Source organism: Gimesia sp., assembly GCF_040219335.1.
Lineage (GTDB): Bacteria > Planctomycetota > Planctomycetia > Planctomycetales > Planctomycetaceae > Gimesia.
Genome location: NZ_JAVJSQ010000005.1, coordinates 315,108 through 334,633 on the forward strand (window position 1 = coordinate 315,108; position 19,526 = coordinate 334,633).

8 protein-coding genes and 1 tRNA gene are annotated in these 19,526 nt (G+C 51.8%); 7 read left to right on the forward strand and 2 right to left on the reverse strand.

What is annotated here, in order from left to right:
* Window positions 1-59 precede the first annotated feature (59 nt).
* Complete coding sequence (locus RID21_RS05235; protein ID WP_350187516.1) at window positions 60-1,436, reverse strand: alkaline phosphatase family protein; 1,377 nt, start codon at window positions 1,434-1,436, stop codon at window positions 60-62.
* Window positions 1,437-1,827: 391 nt separating this feature from the next.
* Between RID21_RS05235 and RID21_RS05240 the strand changes: the two genes are divergently transcribed.
* The 5 genes from RID21_RS05240 to RID21_RS05260 all read left to right on the forward strand — a co-directional run bounded on the left by RID21_RS05240 (window position 1,828) and on the right by RID21_RS05260 (window position 16,438).
* Complete coding sequence (locus tag RID21_RS05240) at window positions 1,828-4,386, forward strand: PPC domain-containing protein (protein ID WP_350187518.1); 2,559 nt, start codon at window positions 1,828-1,830, stop codon at window positions 4,384-4,386.
* Window positions 4,387-4,403: 17 nt separating this feature from the next.
* Window positions 4,404-6,683 carry a DUF1549 and DUF1553 domain-containing protein gene (locus RID21_RS05245; protein WP_350187520.1) on the forward strand — a complete coding sequence of 760 codons (2,280 nt, stop codon included), beginning with the start codon at window positions 4,404-4,406 and terminating at the stop codon, window positions 6,681-6,683.
* Window positions 6,684-6,737: 54 nt separating this feature from the next.
* Complete coding sequence (locus tag RID21_RS05250; protein WP_350187521.1) at window positions 6,738-8,066, forward strand: DUF1501 domain-containing protein; 1,329 nt, start codon at window positions 6,738-6,740, stop codon at window positions 8,064-8,066.
* Between the two features lie 447 nt (window positions 8,067-8,513).
* Window positions 8,514-13,283 (forward strand): glycosyl hydrolase family 8, encoded by a 4,770-nt coding sequence (locus RID21_RS05255; RefSeq protein ID WP_350187522.1) that lies wholly within the window; start codon window positions 8,514-8,516, stop codon window positions 13,281-13,283.
* Window positions 13,284-13,816: 533 nt separating this feature from the next.
* A complete protein-coding gene (locus tag RID21_RS05260; RefSeq protein WP_350187523.1) occupies window positions 13,817-16,438 on the forward strand; it encodes a right-handed parallel beta-helix repeat-containing protein in 2,622 nt (873 codons plus the stop codon).
* A 116-nt stretch (window positions 16,439-16,554) separates the two neighbouring features.
* Here RID21_RS05260 and RID21_RS05265 read toward each other — a convergent pair.
* A tRNA-Arg gene (locus RID21_RS05265) sits at window positions 16,555-16,628 on the reverse strand.
* 482 nt (window positions 16,629-17,110) lie between these two features.
* Between RID21_RS05265 and RID21_RS05270 the strand changes: the two genes are divergently transcribed.
* Together RID21_RS05270 and RID21_RS05275 are read left to right on the forward strand one after the other, a co-directional pair.
* Window positions 17,111-18,361, forward strand: a complete 1,251-nt coding sequence (locus RID21_RS05270) for a right-handed parallel beta-helix repeat-containing protein (RefSeq protein WP_350187525.1) — start codon at window positions 17,111-17,113, stop codon at window positions 18,359-18,361.
* Between the two features lie 60 nt (window positions 18,362-18,421).
* Complete coding sequence (locus RID21_RS05275; protein WP_350187527.1) at window positions 18,422-19,525, forward strand: alpha/beta hydrolase; 1,104 nt, start codon at window positions 18,422-18,424, stop codon at window positions 19,523-19,525.
* The last annotated feature ends 1 nt before the right edge of the window (window position 19,526 follow it).

Here is a 19,526-nt window from a genome sequence, read left to right on the forward strand (position 1 = left end):
TCTGGACTGATTGACTGTGATTTAAGGATAGAAGAAGCCCTGGAGATTGAGTGGGGAACTCAATCGTCCAGCAGCGCAGGCATCAATGGCTTTCCCTGAGCCGTAGGCAGTTCGACACCCAACAGGCGAGCCATTGTAGGGGCGACATCCAGGCTCTGAATTTTGCCCAGGTTGGTTCCGGGTTTAATGCCATATCCGGAGATAACCAGTGTAGCCAGCATGTCTGGCTGGTCCGGGAGATACCCGTGTGTTCCGCCTGGTGTTTTCCGGGGGACAACGGGTTCATCGCCGGAATCACTGTTGGTGAATGAGTAACCGGACTTTGCCGCCAGCCACAGATCGGGCGCGTGCGGGTCTTCAGCGGGGGTCGGCTGACCCAGTTTTGTGTACTCCTCTTTACCCAGTACAGCCTGGATCCCTTCCAGCTTAGCCAGTTTCTTGCGAAGTTTTTCGATTGTCTGTTCGCGATGATTGTCATCCAGAACATAGACCATACAGCCGCCGCCCTGAGACAGACAGTAAGCCTGCTTTTTATCTTTAGTAATCAGACCTTCCTGTTTGAGGAGCACATTCGGGCGGATGTCTTTCGAGATCGGGAAGAACCCGTGATCGCTGGCCACAACGAGTGTCGTTTTATCTGCGTGTGGGGAAAGTTTGATGGCTTCGACAATATCACGCAGGCGATCATCGGCGTAGCTCACGGACCAGTAGGCTTCCGTGCTGCGGGGACCATGCTTGTGCTCCACATGGTCAACTTCAACCAGGTGAATGACCAGCAGATTGGGCGGATGTTTCTGGAACAGATGGCGAGCCATCCGGGTATAGAGCCAGTCGCGTTTGACACCTCCACCGCTTTCACCAGTCCAGGCACCATGTTCGTCAACAGGGAGACCGTCCTGACGCAGTTCTTCCAGCCAGATCTGGGTGCCGTACTTAGGCCAGGCTTCTTTGCCAAACATGTCGGGTACGGTCCAGTCCAGCGTCCGGGCATTGCGGGACGCTGGCCAGATGATGCCGGCGGTGACCAGACCAGCCCGATGGGCTACGTCGTAGATGGTCGGAACTTTGACAATCTGATCTTTGTCGAACAATGGATCTGGAATGAAGGGGACGGGAGTTGCACTTTTCCGATCGAGGTAATTGTTGCCGATGACACCGTGTTTCGCTGGTGTCGCACCAGTGACCAGGGTCGTATGGTTAGGCCAGGTGACAGTGGGAAAGGAGCAGACCATACCCTGAGCACGAGCTCCATCTCGAGCGAGCTTGCGTAAAGTCGGCATGTCTGCTTTGGGATCGTCCAGGTAGAAATTTGCCAGGCCATCCACACTGACCAGGACCACACAGCGATCCGAATGCGGTTCCGCAGCAGCACAGGTTTGTGGCAGATAAGACAGTATCGTGCCAGTCAGAATGAAAGCGAAAAGCATCACGCGCATGATGAGGACTCCAGTTCGAATAATGAAAATGCCCGGCTTTTCAGGATGGAAAGAAAACAGCCAGGCGGAGGCAGGTTTCTATTTATTGTGCTCTCCACATCACGGCAATGCAACCGTATTGGTGTTAAACGGAGTAGTGATCTAGCTGGGGCTCTACATCACGTTGAGTCTGCCATCTCAGATTGAACATTTGCAACGGCATTGTTCGATAATGACCCGCTTGAACTGGATCACCACCTTGACTAAGCATAGTACTGTCGCATAAACTAACGTTTATGGAATGTTTGTTCCAGAGATAGAAAACTTGCGCCAGTTAGGCTGAAACCAATTCTTTCATATCTCAGCGGCGGATATGTGAAGATGCTTCAGAAATCTAAGGGAAGAGCGTGCTGTGAAACGACCGGGTCGAGTCAGTCTGTTTGCGCTCTTGTTCCTGCTTCAGGTGCTGGCATCATCTGCTTTGACCGCAGCCACTTCTCCCGTTTTGAATTCCGTTTTTCCTTGTGGAGGACAACAGGGGAGTAGCCTGGAACTCAAGGTTGCTGGCATGGGGCTGGATGATGTAACCCGCCTGATCTGCAGTCATCCCGAGATCGCTGCTGAGAAAATCGGTAAGGATCAGTTTCGAGTTTCGATCCCTGCCAGTGTTCCTGTTGGCACATATGATCTGCGCGTTCTCTGTCGCAACGGTTTGAGTTCCCCCCGGTCATTTGTGGTGGGGAATCGGTCTGAAGTACTCGAAACTGAGCCGAATGAAATGCTGAAATCAGCACAGGACGTTTCAATGGATGTCTCGATCAATGGCTGTGTCAGCCAAAAAGGGGACTTGGATGTCTATCGATTTCAGGCCAGTCAGGGACAACGGGTCGTCCTTGAGTGCCGGGCAGAACGCATCGATTCAAGCCTGCGTCCCATTCTGGAAGTCTTCGATTCCCGGGGGCGCCGCCTGGCGGTCAATCGTGGGTTCTTTGGCAATGATCCTTTGATTTCGTTCCGAGTTCCTGCGGACGGAAGTTATGCAGTCAAAGTCTTTGATCTGATTTATTCCGGCAGCCCAAATCATTTTTATCGACTGGATATCGATACCGGGCCCCGCATGCTGTTTACCGTTCCTGCCGTCGTGCAATCTGGGGTGACCGCTCAGGTTTCAATCTACGGCTGGAATCTTAATCGGTTGAAAAGTAGTCCTGAGCAGCAACTCGCACAGGACGCAGTTGTGGAAGCAGCACGGCGGTCGCTTGAACTGGGAGAGGACAGCAGCAATGTTCAGCCACTGTTAAATCATAGTAGCCCCACCGTGGGAAATGCTCTCGAGCGGCTGGACTTGACGATCAAAGCGCCGGCAGACAGCGATTCTATGCTTGTTCCTTTGCGCAGGGCGAGCGAACAGACTGATCTGGAATGCTTTGCGCTTCAGTTAGAAAAAAGTCACGCACCACTGTCAATCAGTCTGACTGATTTACCGGTCGTGCTGGAGCAGGAAGAACATCAGACATCGCAGACGGCTCAACAGCTTGCTTATCCCACAGAAGTCAGCGGTCAGTTGATAGCCGGCGACGAACAGGATTGGTACGCCTTTCAGGCCCGGCGGGGGGAAGTACTCTGGTTCGCGGCCTGGGGACAGCGGATCAATTCTCCCGTGGATCTTGATATCAGCCTGCTGGATGGAGCGGGGCAGAAGGTCCTGGCACGATTTACGGATCACATCAGTAACAGCGGGAGCAGGCAGTTTTCTCTGAGTCATCTCGACCCCGTCGGTAAATGGGTGGTGCCGGAAGATGGACGCTATCTGATCATGGTCCGCAATCTGCGCGGTGGTCTGGATGATGACCCGCGTCGTGTGTACCGCTTCAGTCTCAGACGACAGGAACCGGAGTTTCACCTGGCGGTCGTCCCGCACTATCAAAAGCAGGCCTCGCTTAATATTGAGCGTGGAGGACGCGCGTTACTGGATGTGTATGCCATCAGAAAACGGGGGATGACAGATTCCATACGAGTAAGTGCTGTTAATCTTCCCCCGGGAATTGAGTGTCCCGATGTCTGGCTGGGGCCCCATACAGAGCGGGCACTGCTGACCGTCAGCGCTTCCGAGTCCGCACCTGCTTTTGTTGAAAATCTGCAGCTGAAAGTCAGTTCTGCACAGGGCGCGGGCGGGAGAATCAGCGGTGGAACTCTGGTCAGAACGGATTTACCGAACGCCACAAGTCGATTGACGACAGGCATTCCCCTGGCTGTGACCGACACAGCGCCGGTTAAGATTACTGCCAGCCCCCAGTTGACCCGTAAGCATGATCTGTTTGGTGAGATGAAACTGCGGCATGCTCCCGGTTCGGTACTGGATGTGGCGGTCCAGGTTGACCGGCGTGATCTGAGTGATCAGGCGGAGGTGAAGCTGCAGGGAGTGCGGCTCCAGCAAATGATTCAAAATCAGAGTGCCGTGATTCCTGCGGGAGTGAATAAGGGTTATCTCAGTTTTTACCTGCCACCTTATTTTCCAGAAGGGCGCCACACGCTGACGATTCAGGCAGAGACGGAGGTGACGAACCCCAATACGAAAAAGAAGACGTCTGTCATGCTGTTCAGCAATCCTGTCAGTTTCGTGATAAAACCGGCTGCGTTTGTGGTTGCCGTGGATACAGACGCTCCCAGGAAGATCCGCCGCGGTGAAACGATTCAGGTGAAATATTCGGCCCGGCGGATTAATGGTTTCATCAGTAAAATTCATACCGAAGTGGAAGCCCCTGCGGTCAAGGTAGACGGGCTGCGCGTGCGGGGCGTGACGTTTGTCGGACAGACCGAAGAGGGGACTCTGCAGATCATTGCCAATGAGGATGCTCCTTTAGGGAAACAGCCTTTCATACGTCTGTCTGCGGTCGGTGTTGTGGAAGATCAAGCGGTCTTTCATGGAAGCTGTTTCCTGAATCTGGAAATCACCAATTCAACTGAGTAAGAGCGAAGTGAGATTTCATGTTCCGTCTCCTGTATGAGCAGAATTCAATAACACGAAGTTATCAGCTGATCTGGATGATCGTCTGCCTGTTGGTTTCAGGACAGGGCATGCTGGACGCTGCTGATAAGACGCCAGCTCTGGCTGCGGATTCAGCGAAACGGAAGGTGTATTTCACTACGGATGTGGTACCTCTGTTGACCAGGTTGAACTGCAACAGTGGGGGCTGTCACGGAAAATCGACTGGGCAGAATGGGTTTAAAATCTCCCTGCTCGGTTTTGATCCTGCCATGGATTATTCTGCAATTGCGCGGGAATCACGGGGGAGGCGAATCTTTCCCGGTGATCCTGACCGAAGCCTGCTGCTGCTCAAGGCGACGGGGCTGGTGCCCCATGGTGGAGGGCGGTTACTGGAAGCAGATTCCGCGGACTATGCGTTGCTGTATGACTGGATCGAACAGGGAGCCATCGGCCCACATCCGGATGATCCTAAAATTAACAAAATTGAACTGTCGCCCGGTAACCGTGTATTTCAGCAGCGCTCCAGTCTGAAGCTGCAGGTGACAGCTCACTTTTCAGATGGGACTCAGCGTGATGTCACGCACCAGTCTATTTACGAATCAAACTATCCGGAAATCGGCAAGGTTGATCAGGAAGGCCTGATTACCACCCAGTCGCGTGGCGGAGTTTTTGCCGTGATGGCTCGCTTCGGAGAGAAGATTGCTGTTTTCCAGGGAGTGGTTCCCTATCATTCCACGGGGCAGAAAAAACTGACAGGGTATCCCTCGGAAAAACAACTCTCGAAGCTCGATCAGCACCTGGTAGCCCAATGGAAAAAACTGGGGATTCTACCCTCGAAACCAGTAGATGATGCGACCTTCATCCGCCGGGTCACTCTGGATATTTGTGGTACCTTGCCTACGGTTGACGAAGTCAGACAGTATCTGGCAGATTCCCGAGCCGACAAACGGGAGCGATTGATCGATCGACTGCTGGAACGTCCCGAGTACGCCAGTTTCTTCGCTTTGAAATGGGCTGATATTTTACAGAACCGGGGGAGCGGCTATGGCACTCGCAATCAACGGGCGGGGACGATGTTGTTCTCTGCCTGGATTCGTGATTCCATCGCAGCCAACAAGCCCTACGATCGCTTTGTGACTGAGTTACTGACTGCCACTGGCAGACAGGCTCAGAATCCGCCTGCGATCTGGTACCGTTCGGTCCGTTCGACGCCTGATTACGTGGAGTCGGTGGCACAGGCGTTTTTAGGTGTCAGGGTTCAATGTGCCCAGTGTCATCATCATCCCGCAGAACGCTGGAGCGAGGACGATTACTATTCTTTCGCTGCCATCTTCAGTCGCGTGGGACGCAAGGGGGGCTTTGCTGATGCCGAGGTGCCTACCAATGAAGTGATTTATCTCAAAGATGAAGGCGAAGTACATAACCCACGGAGCGGAAAACTGATGCAGCCACGTCCGTTGGGAGGTCCTGATTTTAAGGTGTCACGTTTTGACGACCCCCGCCGCAACCTGGCAAAATGGATGACCAGTCCGGAGAATCCCTTTTTCGCCAGGACGATGGTGAATCGGATGTGGGGACATTTTTTCGGGCGTGGAATTATTCATCCGATCGATGATGCCCGCAGTACGAATCCGCCAACGAATCCGGTTCTGCTCAATGAGCTGGCCTATGACTTTGCAGTGAATGGGTATGATGTGAAGCAGCTGATTCGAGAGATTACGAATTCCTATGCCTATCGGCTCAGTGCGAATCCGAATGAGACCAATGCCGAAGACCGTCAGTGTTTTGCCCGTTATTACCCCAAGCGACTTTCTGCGGAAGTACTGCTGGATGGGATCAGCCAGGTTTTAGATGTGCCAACTGTTTTCCCCGGAGGGCCGGGGGTGTTCCCTGAAGGAATGCGGGCGGTGAATCTACCCGATGAAAATATACGTTTCAATTTCCTGGATGTCTTTGGGCGACCTGCCCGTACTTCGGCTTGTGAGTGTGAACGGACCGTGGATCCCGCCTTGTCTCAGGCACTCGAACTGGTGAATTCGAAGGAGATCCAGCGAAAACTGACCGACAAAAACGGTTACATCGAACAGCTGGCATCGAATCAGAAAACGCATTCAGAGAATGTTCGTGAGATCTTTGTACGGACTTTGTCTCGGCCCCCGAGAACATCAGAAGTCAAAACGGCTGTGAAATATCTCAATAGCGAAAAGAACCGACATGAGGCGTATCGTTCACTGGTCTGGGCGCTCCTGGCCACGAATGAGTTTATGATGAATCATTGACAGATTGTTGTCCCAGGCAGAATCCGCCTGGGACAGCTCTGGGAGACGCGTTTGATGTTATCCTTATCAGGAAATCAATATTCCAATTGTGACGGCGTGAGTCGTCGTAATTTCCTGCAGTTGGGAGCACCCCTGTTAGGACTGGGGCTGTCTGACCTGTTTCAGGCCCGTGCTAATGCAGCAGAAAAGGTGCGGCCGAAGTCCAATAAATCGTTGATCGTCTTCTGGACTCATGGGGGCATGAGCCAACAGGATACGTACGATATGAAACCGCATGCTCCGGCTGAATATCGTGGGATGTATCGCCCCGTTTCCACGTCCGTACCGGATATTCATGTGACGGAACGTTTTCCCCGGCAGGCGAAGGTGATGCATCACATCTCTCAGGTCAGGTCGGTGCATCATGAAAACGGAATCCATGCGCCCTCTGCGCACTGGATGCAGACAGGATATTTCGGTCCAACCCTGGCGCGGAATGCGCCTCAGAAACCATCTTTCGGTTCTGTGATCGCGCGAACTATCGGTGCGCATTCCGAGCACATGCCCCCCTATGTCACCATCCCAAAGTCAGAAGCCTTTGGCTATCAGGGGGCTGTGTACCTGGGAAAATCCTATAACCCGTTTGAAGTGGGTACGGATCCGAATTCCAAAAACTTCAAAATTCCCAACCTGGCTCTACCCGACGGTCTGACTTTAAAAAGTGTCGAATCGCGGCGGGAACTGCTGAAGCAATTTGACACTCTGAATCGCGAGGTTGATCAGTCGGGAGTTATCGAGGGACTGGATACCTTTAAACAGCAGGCACTGGAAATGGTAACGGGAGAACGGGTGCGTAAAGCCTTTGATTTGAATAGTGAAGACAATCGGTTGCGAGATCAATATGGTCGGCATCAGTATGGTCAAAGCGCATTACTGGCAAGAAGGCTAGTCGAGGCAGGCAGCAGTTGCGTGACCATCAATACAGGCTATTGGGATCATCATAACGATATCGAAAAAGGGCTGGAGACACATCTGCCTCCCCTCGATCAGGCGATGGCAACGCTGATCGAAGATCTGGAAGCACGAGGTATGCTGGATGATGTGATGATTTTCTGCGCGGGTGAGTTTGGCCGGACGCCTATGATCAACGGCCACGCGGGACGGGATCACTGGTCAAACTGTTTCACCGTGATGTTCGCTGGCGGCGGCATCAAAGGAGGACGCGTGGTGGGGGCCAGTGAAAAATTCGGTGGTGCTGTGGTCGAACGCAAAACGACTCCCCTGGATCTGCTGGCAACAATTTATCAAAAAATGGGGATCTCTCTGGAAACTCACTTCGATGATGCCTCAGGCCGACCGACCAGCATTGTCGGGACCGGAAAGCCGGTTCACGAACTTTTCTAACTAGATGAGACTCAGAAAGTCTGTCTGTCCTTCCTTCACACAAGCTTCATAAGCATACCAGTCTGTCCATCATTTTCTAAAAAGCTTTTCAAATTTCATCTGGACACAGGGGAGGGGTACCTGTTTAAATCGAATTGTTCTGAGCCTGGATTGGTTCCAGGTTAAAAGCATATCTAAAAATCGGACATTGCTGTTTGTTCTGGGCCGAAACAGCTTCCGCGCCAAGAGAATCGCGGGAACCTATAGAGCATGTGGCCGACTGATTCCCTTCAGGTCTTCTGCTCACGCCCGACGATAAGCAGTGTTGCGATGAGTCTTGCACGTTTCAGTTTCATCTGATTCCTGAAGCCGTGCCAACTTCATTGTTTTCTTATGCTGGCCTGCTGCATGAGAAAAGCACTGTCCTGGCACAGACTGAAAGGGCTCTGTATTCGCAGAGCAGATGAAATGAGACGACTTTATGCGACCCTGCTGCATTGGTTCTCTACACAGCACTCTACCCCCCGGCGGTCTCGCGCCACAATATCTCAACAGACCGAATCGCTTGAAGTACGAACGCTTCTGGCTGCGCATCCGCTGGCCGATGCGCCTGATATCCAGTTCGAAGTTGATAATGACTGGGGCTCCGGTCGAACCGCGATTCTGACTTTGAACAATGATGAATCTACTGCTTTCACGGACTGGAAACTGGAATTCAAATACAGTGGCACGATTGAGTCACTCTGGAACGCCGAGGTACAGAACCTGGGTGGAGGCCAGTACCGGATCACACCTCCCAGTTGGGATGATACTTTAGATCCTGGAGAATCACTGGCGATCGGATTTGTCGCCAGAGGAACTCACAGTGAACCCACTGATTTTGTATTTATGGGAAATGGTGATCCAACGGATCCGAACGACCCAGGTGATCCTGATCCGGTCATCAATGCACCCAATAAACCGAGTGTCAGTGTGCTGGCGGACGCCGGTTCCGGAGGATTTCGAGTGACGATGAATCTATGGGCCGGGGATGCGGCAGATCACTGGAAGCTGTATGAGAACGGGACGCTGATCTACGAGGCAGACTTGTCAGGCAGTTCCACGCCTCAGACCGACAGCTTGTTGCTGACGGATCGGGATTATGGAGTATTCAGTTATCAGGTTGAAGTCAGTAACGCAGCTGGAACTGCGCTGAGTGATGAAGTCGTCTACGTTGCCGGAGATGCCAGTGAAATCGGAATTCAGGGCGTGGATCTGGCAGGGCAGGCCTTGCAGGTAACGATCGATCAGGCGGCCTATGATTATACTTTGACCTCACCTAACCAGGCGGCGCAATTCAGCGTGGTGACAAATAATTCACGCGTGATCCAGGCCGAGATGGTGGACGGGGACACGTTACGGATCACCGGACTGGAGGCGGGCAGAGCTTCGCTGCGCATCATGGATCTTGAATCCGGTGAAGAACGGTTTATCGGGATCCGTGTGCGGACTGTCGATGGTCAGCTTCCGGGCCTGCCGGATTATGTATCTATTGGCTCAGTGAGTGAAGATACTTCTGGCGACCTCTCGTTCTGGCAGGATTTTGGTAACAGTGATGAGACCAACAAGTATGTAGACTCGCGTTATATCTATCTCAATGGGGGGCCAATTGCGGGATGGCGCAGTTGGGATCCGGACCGGGTCAGCAGTTACGTGCGCGAAAGTATGAAGCTGGGCATGATACCTCAGTTCGTGTACTACAACATTCCGGATGGCGGAGAAAGTTATACGACTGATCTGGCGCATATCCAAAGCCTGTCGTATATGGAAAGCTATTTCCAGGATCTGAAATTTGCATTAGATACCATTCGCACCGAAGCAGGGGACGAACTGGTACAGATGATTATGGAGCCTGATTTTATTGGGTACCTGATGCAAAACGCAGGTACCTCTGCGAGTAGTATCTCCGCGATGACGAGTGCCGCATACAGTAGTGGTGTCCTGCAATCAGGTGTGGATCCGCAATTCGCTAATACGGTAACCGGGTTGATCGAAGCGATCAATTACAGCATCAGCAAGTACGCGCCAAATGTGGAATTCGGCTGGCAGTTTAACCTCTGGGCGTCACCGGGAATTGAAACACCGATTCCCGGTACAGGTATCGTGCATCTGACTGATACGCTGGGTATCGAAGCCGGACGAGCCGCGATCGCCCGCGAAGCGGAACTGATTGCCCAGTATTATATGGATGCAGGTATACTCAGTTATGGGGCCGGATATATCTCACTGGATAAGTATGGACTGGATGCCGGGGCGCAGAATGGTGCGGCCGACGATCCGGCAGGCAGTACCTGGTTCTGGAACAATGATCACTGGCATAATTATCTGTTGATCGTCCAGACACTCACGCAGACAACAGAGCGTGAAATGGTGCTCTGGCAACTTCCGGTCGGGCACATCAACGACAGCCTGGCCGATAATCCGTATGATGAGAATGGTATCTTCGATCCACTTACCAACACGACTCGTCAGTATGAAGATTCTGCCCCTACCTTTTTCCTGGGGGATACGTTTACGGCAAGTGGAGATCGTCTGGCTTACTTTTCCACCAATGCATTGAATGACAGCAAACTGACGGTTGATGGTAACACGATTACCTGGGGTTCGCATGTGGAAGAGGCGCGGGCGGCAGGAGTCCGGCAGATTCTCTTCGGGGCGGGTGTCGGGATCAGTACTGATTCCATAGGTAGCGAGCCGACCGACGATTACTGGTGGATTACCAAAGTGCAGGAGTATTATCAGGATCCCGTCGCCTGGGAGGGACTCGTAGGGCCTCCTGAAGAGGTAACGCCTGTGGTGAGTATCGCTGACGCTACGGTTGTGGAGGGCGAAAGTGGTTCTGTGCTGGCGACTTTGATCATCTCGTTGTCTGAGGCGGCAACACAACCTGTTACGGTTAATTATCAAACCTCCAATGGAACTGCGACTGCAGGAGTAGACTATGAAGCTTCCAGCGGACAGATCTCATTTGCTGTGGGGGAGACTTCGAAAACGATCTCGATTCGCATCTATGGTGATACACAGGTGGAAGCGGACGAGCAGTTTTATGTGACCCTGAGCAGTCCCGTCGGTGCGGTACTGGATGGGGGGACTGCAACCGCAGCTAGTACGATTACCAATGATGATGTAGTGACCAATGAAAATGAAATATCAGTGACAACTCCCTTTGAATCATCTGTCACGATTTCGATTGGAACTTCGACTGGTGATCCCGATTTTGGCAGTCACGTTCAGCAATATGTGGATGGAACGCTGCTCCCCAGCCAGTATAGCCAGGAGCAACTGGATCAGATTGTGGCCAACTACTACGACCAATGGAAGTCGGACTGGCTGCGAGTCGATCCAGGCGGGAATAGCTATCGGGTAGTGATGGATTCACAGGGACGCACTACTTCTGAAGCGCAGGGCTATGGAATGCTGGTTCTGTCGCATATGGATGGTTACGACCCGAACGCCCAGACCATTTTTGATGGTCTGTTCCGTTATTCCCGCGCCAACCCCAGCGAGGGTAATCCGGACCTGATGGACTGGGCACAGCCCGATGCGTATGGAAACAGCAGTGCCTTCGACGGCGATGCCGATATTGCCTATGCTTTGCTGGTGGCTGACGCACAATGGGGCAGTGATGGTGAGATTAATTATCTGCAGGAAGCGATCACCATTATTAATGCGATGTACGAATCGACGATCGGTCCGCAAAGTCATCTGCCGATGCTGGGAGACTGGGTTGATCCCAACGGCGGTCAGCGGAATCAATGGTCAGTGCGTACCAGCGACTTCATGTATGGTCATTTTCGGGCTTTTGAAGCAGCGACTCAGACCGGAGCCTGGGACGCAGTTATTTCAGCGACACAGGACGTAATGACGAAGCTGCAGGAGCAATCAGGGACAGGACTCGTTCCGGATTTTGTGATCGTTGATCCTCAGACTGGTGCAGTGTCACCGGCTCCTTCTGGATTTCTTGAGGTCAACGATCAACACTACTGGTATAACGCGGGACGTGTGCCCTGGCGTTTAGGTACGGATGCCGTTTTCAGTGGTGATTCTGTTTCGCTGGCACAGGCACAGATGCTTTCTGAGTTCTTTCAGCAGTCATCGGGAGGGGATCCCTCTCAGATTCTGGGGGGATACCAGCTGGATGGAACACCATTGAATAACTGGAGCGATCCCTTCTTCAGAGCAGCGGTTGGCGTTTCAGCCATGACTGGTTCTGATGCGGCAGACCAAACCTGGCTGAACTCTGTGTTTGACAGTGTGGCTACGACACACTCGAATTACTATGCAGATTCAGTTTCGATGCTGAGTATGCTGGTCATGTCCGGGAACTACATCAATCCCGTCAACGGGATGGGAAGTAACGGATTGACGCTGCAGTCGTTTACTCAGCCAGCGCATGGTGAAGTTGTCGACAATCAGGATGGCACGTTGACCTATACTCCGGATGCTGGCTACTCGGGGGCAGACAGTTTTGTTTATACGACCGTTTCCGAGTCGGGGAGTGTTACTACGACGACTGTGTCAGTGACCGTCGAAGAGGATGTTGCTGCCGTTCCCGAGATGTTCATCAATAATGTGACAGTCACGGAAGGGGATGCCGGCACCGTTCAAGCAGTATTTACAGTTGCGTTGAGTGAGCCTGCCACAGAGACTGTTGTGGTACAGTTCAATACTCAGGATGGAACTGCAATTGCAGGCATGGACTATCAGTCTGTCAGTGGTCAGCTGATCTTTCAGCCTGGAGAAACTCAGAAAACGATCACAGTTCCGATTCTGGGGGATGTGGTGATTGAATCTGGAGAAGAATTCCAGGTGGTGCTTGATAAGGTTGTGGGAGCGACTCTGATTACTGATACGGGGATTGGATCCATACAGGACAATGATGCTCCCGCCCCCTCTGCTGAAGTGGACTTTACCAACGTCAATGACTGGGGCAGTGGGTTCCAGGGGGCGATTGAGATTCGGAATGAGAGTGATGACATCCTGGAAGAGTGGACGCTGGAGTTCACTTTTGCAGGGGACATTACTGATATCTGGAATGCTGAAATTGTCTCGCATGTGGGGGATACCTACGTCATTCGTGGGGCCTCGTGGAATGAAGATATTTCAGCCGGCGGGATGGTCTCCTTTGGTTTTATTGCTTCACCAGAGGGACTGAATGAGCCATTGTCGGATTTCATTCTGAATGGATCTCCGATTTGATCCCGCGATTATTCTCTCTTTGGTGAGACGTATTCTTCTCTGACTTTCTGAGCTGAATCCCGTTTGAAACTCTGTTCCAGACGGGATTCAGTTACGTTAACAGGCAGCGGGTTGAAAAGTTTAAGACAATCATCGCCGGCGCTCAGGGCCGTACTCTGACATGCTCCAATGAATGACAGCCGACGCATTACACTGTATTCTATTATTCTTAAGACAGAAGCTGTCAATGAGATTATCCAGAACTGCCAGGCTATGATGGGGATTAGTCATGTAAGATAGAGTAGATGGTGCGACTGAGATTAATATTCTGCAAGACTTTCAATTTTGAACTCTCATGCTGAGTTTTAGGATTGAGCTATTTTAGTTTTCCTTGGTGGCATCCAACTTACACACTGATGCGGTGCGAATACTACATGCCTGTGCTAGAATGCAGGGAGTAGAATCTGCGACTTTGTCCTTGCAGGTCCGATACAAATAATGTGACTGATGAAAATGAACTGATGTCAGCCAGAGTGGGCACAGGTGGAAGAGTGATGAAGTTATTTGATCTAAAACAGTTTGTCTTTCTATTGATTTTAACGACTTTAGTGAGTTCTGCAGCCCGGGCGGAAATCGTGATTGAGGTTTCACCAGACGGGCCGATTCGATCTCTTACCGCGGCCCGTGACGAAATCCGAAAGCGTCAGCCACAAGAACCAGTTAAGGTAATCGTGCAGGACGGCGTTTATCCTGTTACGAAACCTGTTCTGTTTACTCATGAAGATTCCGGTACCGAGAAAGCCCCCATCATATATCAGGCGGCTCCGGGATCTCACCCTGTCATTTCGGGGGGAAAGCAGATTTCCGGATTCAAAGTTGATCCGGATGGGGTCTGGTCTACGACTGTCGATCCCGATTGGAAATTCGAGCAACTCTGGGTCAATGGACAGCGGGCTGTGCGGGCTCGGGAACCGGATGAGTTTTTCTTTTATCTCCGGAACAGCCGGGAAAAAATGGGAAAAACAGATGCCCCCAGACCTCAGAAAATTGCCCGGCAAACGCTCTACGCTGATCCTGCAGATCTGGTTTCCCTGAAACAGGTTCCGGAAGCGGAACGAAGTGGAATTCAGGCACTCTTCTTTCATAAATGGGACAATACCCGTAAATTTCTAGACGGGTATGATGTACCGTCGGGTAAGCTGCTCACTTCCGGTCGGCAGATGAAGCACTGGAATCCGCTCACCCGAAATACAGCCTATTACCTCGAGAATTATCGGGCTGCACTCGATACGCCGGGCGAATGGTATCTCGCTCCCGAAGGTAAGCTGTATTATTGGCCCCGCAAAGGAGAGACTCCTGATGGGGCTCAAGTATTTGCACCTGTGGCTGAAAAACTGCTGGTTTTGCAGGGAGACTCTGCCACCGATCAGTTTGTGGAACACCTGACTTTTCGAGGCCTCGCGTTTCGCTTTACTGACTGGAAGACGCCTCCTCGCGGGTTCGAACCCTCCCAGGCTGCTTCACCGATTGAGGCTGCAGTCATGATTGATGGCGGGCGTTCCATCGCATTCGAGGATTGTGAAATTGGACATGTCGCCACTTATGGGCTCTGGTTTCGCAAGGGGTGTAGTGAGAGCAGTGTGACACATTGTGATCTGCACGATCTGGGAGCTGGGGGGATCCGGATTGGCGAAACCCGGATTGCCTCCAAGGCAGAGGAACGCACGCAAAAGATCAATGTCGACAATAATCTGATTCGGCACGGAGGTCGATTATTCCCCTGTGCGGTTGGAGTCTGGATTGGTCAGTCCGGCGATAACTCGGTGACCCATAATGAAATCGCGGATTTCTTTTACACAGGAGTTTCAGTCGGTTGGCGATGGGGCTACACGGACAGTCTCGCTGTTCGCAACAAAATTGAATTTAACCACATTCACCATCTGGGCTGGGGCTGGTTGAGTGACATGGGGGGCGTTTACACTCTCGGTCCTTCATCTGGAACCACCGTCAGTAACAATGTCATTCACGATATTCTCTCCTGGAGTTATGGTGGTTGGGGGCTTTACAACGATGAGGGCAGTACTGATATTCTGATGGAAAACAACCTGGTGTATCGTACCCGGTCCGGTGGCTATCATCAGCATTACGGTCGAGAGAACCTGATTCGAAATAATATCTTCGCCTTCTCTCGCGAGTACCAGGTAAAACGCAGTCGGGTCGAAGAGCATCTTTCCTTTACCTTCGAACGCAATCTCGTCATCTTTGATTCAGGAGAACTCTTTCATGGCAACTGGTCTGATAAGAATGTCAGGCTGAATCATAATCTCTATTGGCGCACCGATGGGGAACCGATTGATTTTCAGGGAAAGACCTTTGCGGAATGGCAGGCTACCGGAAAGGATCAGGGTTCCATCGTTGCCAATCCCCATTTCATTGATCCCGCAGATGGGAACTATCACCTGGCACAGAATTCACCGGCTTTCAAAATCGGATTCAAACCGTTTGATTACGGACGGGCAGGACTTTATGGAGATTCAGACTGGGTGAATCAGGCGCGGTCACTGAAATATTCTGAAATGAAAGAACCCCCGCCCACGCCAGCGTTGGCGTTCGTGGAAGACTTTGAAGAGGGGGGGCTGCCTCCCGGAACTTCTGTCGGACAGGACGAAAAACGGGGAGGCGTCGACATCGTGGAAATCGCTGACGCACCATCTGGTCAACACGCACTGAGGCTTAAAGACACTCCCGGACAACAGCGTCGTTATTACCCCATGATTACGGTTGCCCCCAAATATACTGAGGGCAGAGGACGCTGCGCTTTTGCGTTCAAGTTAGGACCAGGGGCTGTGTTTCAGCATGAGTGGCGCGATCATGCGAATCCCTATCGAATTGGTCCCACACTCTGGATCGAGCAGGGGAAACTCCGCGCGGCAAACCGGCAGACTTTGATGGAACTTCCTGTGGGGCAGTGGGTCAACGTGGAAATCGCCGCGCCGCTGGGAGATAAGGCTGGCAAGTGGGATCTGGTCGTCACGCTTCCCGGGCAGCAACCACGTCACTTCAAGAATCTCCCCTGTCTTCATCCTGAATGGCGAACTCTCGACTGGATTGGTTTCATCAGCCAGGCTGACGTTGATGCGGAGGTCTGGATTGATGACCTCCAGCTCTCGCAATGATGTTCCATTGCTGGATCCTGATATTTCCGAATGGAAAATAATCAGATTTGCCATGAAAAAAAAGCTCTCGTGTTTCCAATGGGACTCACGAGAGCTTTCTCAGTTTTATGGTCAAGTACACCCGAAGGGATTCGAACCCCTAACCCCCGGTTCCGAAGACCGGTGCTCTATCCAGTTGAGCTACGGGTGCAGATCTGATGGATTAGACCAGATAAATGCGACACAGGTTACTGACAAAAACGGAAAGTTTCTCTTTCCGGCTGTCGCATCTATGGTGATTCAGATGCAACCTGTTATCTCAGCTTATGTTACTGAAATGTGATCTGGTTGCAACTGTCGTAGGGACGGATTCTAGCAATCCCAGCATAAAAAACAAGCCGCTGGCGCGATCACAGGTGGTCGTACTTTGGATGGATCTCGTCATTGTGACAGGTAATGAATGACGTTCTAAGCAGGGCAGCAGGCTCTCCTGAATACAGATCAATTCAGCGCCGCCTGGCTCCTGCTGCTTGACTAAACTGATCGATTCCGTTGAGATAGTACTAATTACGTAAGAAAGTTAAGTTGTGCTTTCTCAGTGATTTCCTGCAATCTGATTGTGAGGATCGACGTTGTTGTTCGGGTCCTCAGTCCTGCAATCCGCTTTTCTGTTCAAGAGAGGTCCTGCCTGCCATGAAGTGTTTACAACGAACTGTACTGTTTTTGATGCTGACTTTAACATTCAATTTTCAGCTGAATTTCGACCCGGTTTCAGCAGGAGCGGCAGAGCCGAAACTGGTTGGTGCTCGACCGGTGATCCAGGCAATCAATTACTCCACAATTCAGGAAGCCATTGATGCGGTTCCTGTTGAGGGGGGGATTGTGATGCTGCCTCCCGGTAAATTTGAAATCGATAAACCACTTGTGATTACCAGTGGCGATTTTATGCTGGTCGGTGCTGGGGGAGCAACGCATATCCATAACAAGAATGAAGAGGGCCTGGATGCGATTCAGATCCACCCCCCGGCTGATATGAAACTGCCCGATGGGAAAAAAGACCCGAAACCCCGTATCTGGCGTGTGCAGTTGCAGAACTTTCGAGTGACGGGAAATGAGAAGAGTGGGCGGGGAATCAATGCCAAGTGGGTGCAGGAAATCTTTATTCATGGAGTTACCAGCAGCTATCACGGCAGTGATGGGATTTTTCTGGACTTCTGTTTTGAAGATCCGCGTATTTCAGACTGTCTGATTACCTACAACAAGGCCGTTGGACTGAACCTGATCGGCTGTCACGATATTGTGGTTTCAGCGAATCACTTTGAAGAGAACCAGGACGCCCTGCGTTGCGACGATGGTTATAACCTGTGTATGAGCGGAAATAATCTGGATGACCATCTGCGACATGGCGTGATCATTGAGAACACCTATGGCTCAATCGTCAGTGCCAACATGATTGAAGAATGCAACGGGAGTGCCATTATCCTCGACCGTGAATGCTATGGCATTACGATGTCAGCGAATGTGATCGCGCATAATGGTAGAGGGATCATTCTCAAGGATGCGCATGGTTGTGCTGTGAGTGCGAATACTTTCACACTACTCGCAGAAGATGCGTTGTGGATAGGTCCTCAGTCCGGCCGGATTACAGTGACAGGCAATAACTTCTCCAACAGTTACATCGGAAAGGGACAGGTTAAACGCCGCACCAACGATCTCAAAGCCGCCGGTCTGACACTGGATAAGACTCGGGGAATTACGGTCTCCGGCAACCTGTTCTCTTCTGTGCGTCCCAAGGCCGTGGAAGTGATCGAACCGACCACACATGTCATCTTCGGGAATAACCTGCTGATCGATGTCGAATCAGACCACAAACTGCTGAAAGAATCGATTGTAGAACATGTTCTTGAAGCGGCTGCAGAACCGGTGAAGCCGGATTCCAAGTAGCCGTCTGTTTTAATGGCAAATGTAATCTGCGAGAAACTTCTATAGAAAGGCGGATCAGAAATGCTGCGGCTAAGTGGATGGATGATGTGTCTGTGGGGATGTCTCTCCGGGTTACAGGCGGCAGAACAGCAGTCTGAGACAGAACAGGGTGCTCCCGTTTATCGGGAGCACCTGGATCTGTCTTACTATCTGGATCAGAATAATGAGAAACAGTCGGTCAAAACCTGGGACGACTGGCAAACACGGAGACAGCACATCCTGTCCAATATGCAGACCGTGATGGGCGAAGTGCCCCAGCCGAAGCAACCAGTGCCCCTGGAGATGAAAGTGCTGGAAGAGACGGATCTAGGCAAGGTGAAGCGACTGAAAATCTCGTATCACACTGACGATCTGCATCAGCGGGTCAAGGCATATCTGTTTATTCCTCCGGATGCCTCTGCCGACCATCGAGTGCCTGCCATCCTCTGCCTGCATCAGACGAATTCGCAAATCGGAAAAGAGGAACCGGCGGGGATTCGGGGACTGCCCAATCTGAAGTATGCGATCGAACTGGCAGAGCGGGGCTATGTCACACTCGCCCCCGATTACCCTTCGTTCGGCGAGTATCCGTATGACTTCAAGGCGCATCCCGAATACCGTAGTGGGACCCTGAAGGCGATCTATGACAATATGCGGTCCATTGATCTGTTGCAGTCACTGGCTTATGTCAGCGCGGATCAGATCGGTTGTGTGGGGCATTCACTGGGGGGACATAATACGATGTTTACCGCGGCCTTTGATACTCGCATCAAGGCCCTGGTATCAAGCTGTGGCTTCACCCGTTTCCATAAGTACTACGGTGGAAAGCTGAAAGGCTGGACCAGTGACCGCTATATGCCGTTGATCAACAGTAAATATCAAAACGATCCGAATCAGGTTCCCTTTGATTTCACCGAGATCGTGGCCAGCTTTGCGCCGCGGGCATTTCTGGCGTGTGCTCCCGTGAGCGACAGTAATTTTGAGGTCTCGGGGGTGAAAGATGTGATTCGGATCGCGCAGCCAGTCTATCAGTTATCAGGACACCCAGAGAATCTGCAGGCCACTTATCCGGAAGCACAGCACGATTTTCCACCTGCGACGCGTGAAACAGCCTACCAGTTTTTTGATCGGCACCTCAAAAAATAGA

Coding starts and splice junctions, on each gene's coding strand:
- RID21_RS05235 (WP_350187516.1), bottom strand. CDS start 1,436: ATGCGCGTGATGCTTTTCGCTTTCATTCTGACTGGCACGATACTGTCT.
- RID21_RS05250 (WP_350187521.1), top strand. CDS start 6,738: ATGTTATCCTTATCAGGAAATCAATATTCCAATTGTGACGGCGTGAGT.
- RID21_RS05255 (WP_350187522.1), top strand. CDS start 8,514: ATGAGACGACTTTATGCGACCCTGCTGCATTGGTTCTCTACACAGCAC.
- RID21_RS05270 (WP_350187525.1), top strand. CDS start 17,111: ATGAAGTGTTTACAACGAACTGTACTGTTTTTGATGCTGACTTTAACA.
- RID21_RS05260 (WP_350187523.1), top strand. CDS start 13,817: ATGAAGTTATTTGATCTAAAACAGTTTGTCTTTCTATTGATTTTAACG.
- RID21_RS05245 (WP_350187520.1), top strand. CDS start 4,404: ATGTTCCGTCTCCTGTATGAGCAGAATTCAATAACACGAAGTTATCAG.
- RID21_RS05275 (WP_350187527.1), top strand. CDS start 18,422: ATGCTGCGGCTAAGTGGATGGATGATGTGTCTGTGGGGATGTCTCTCC.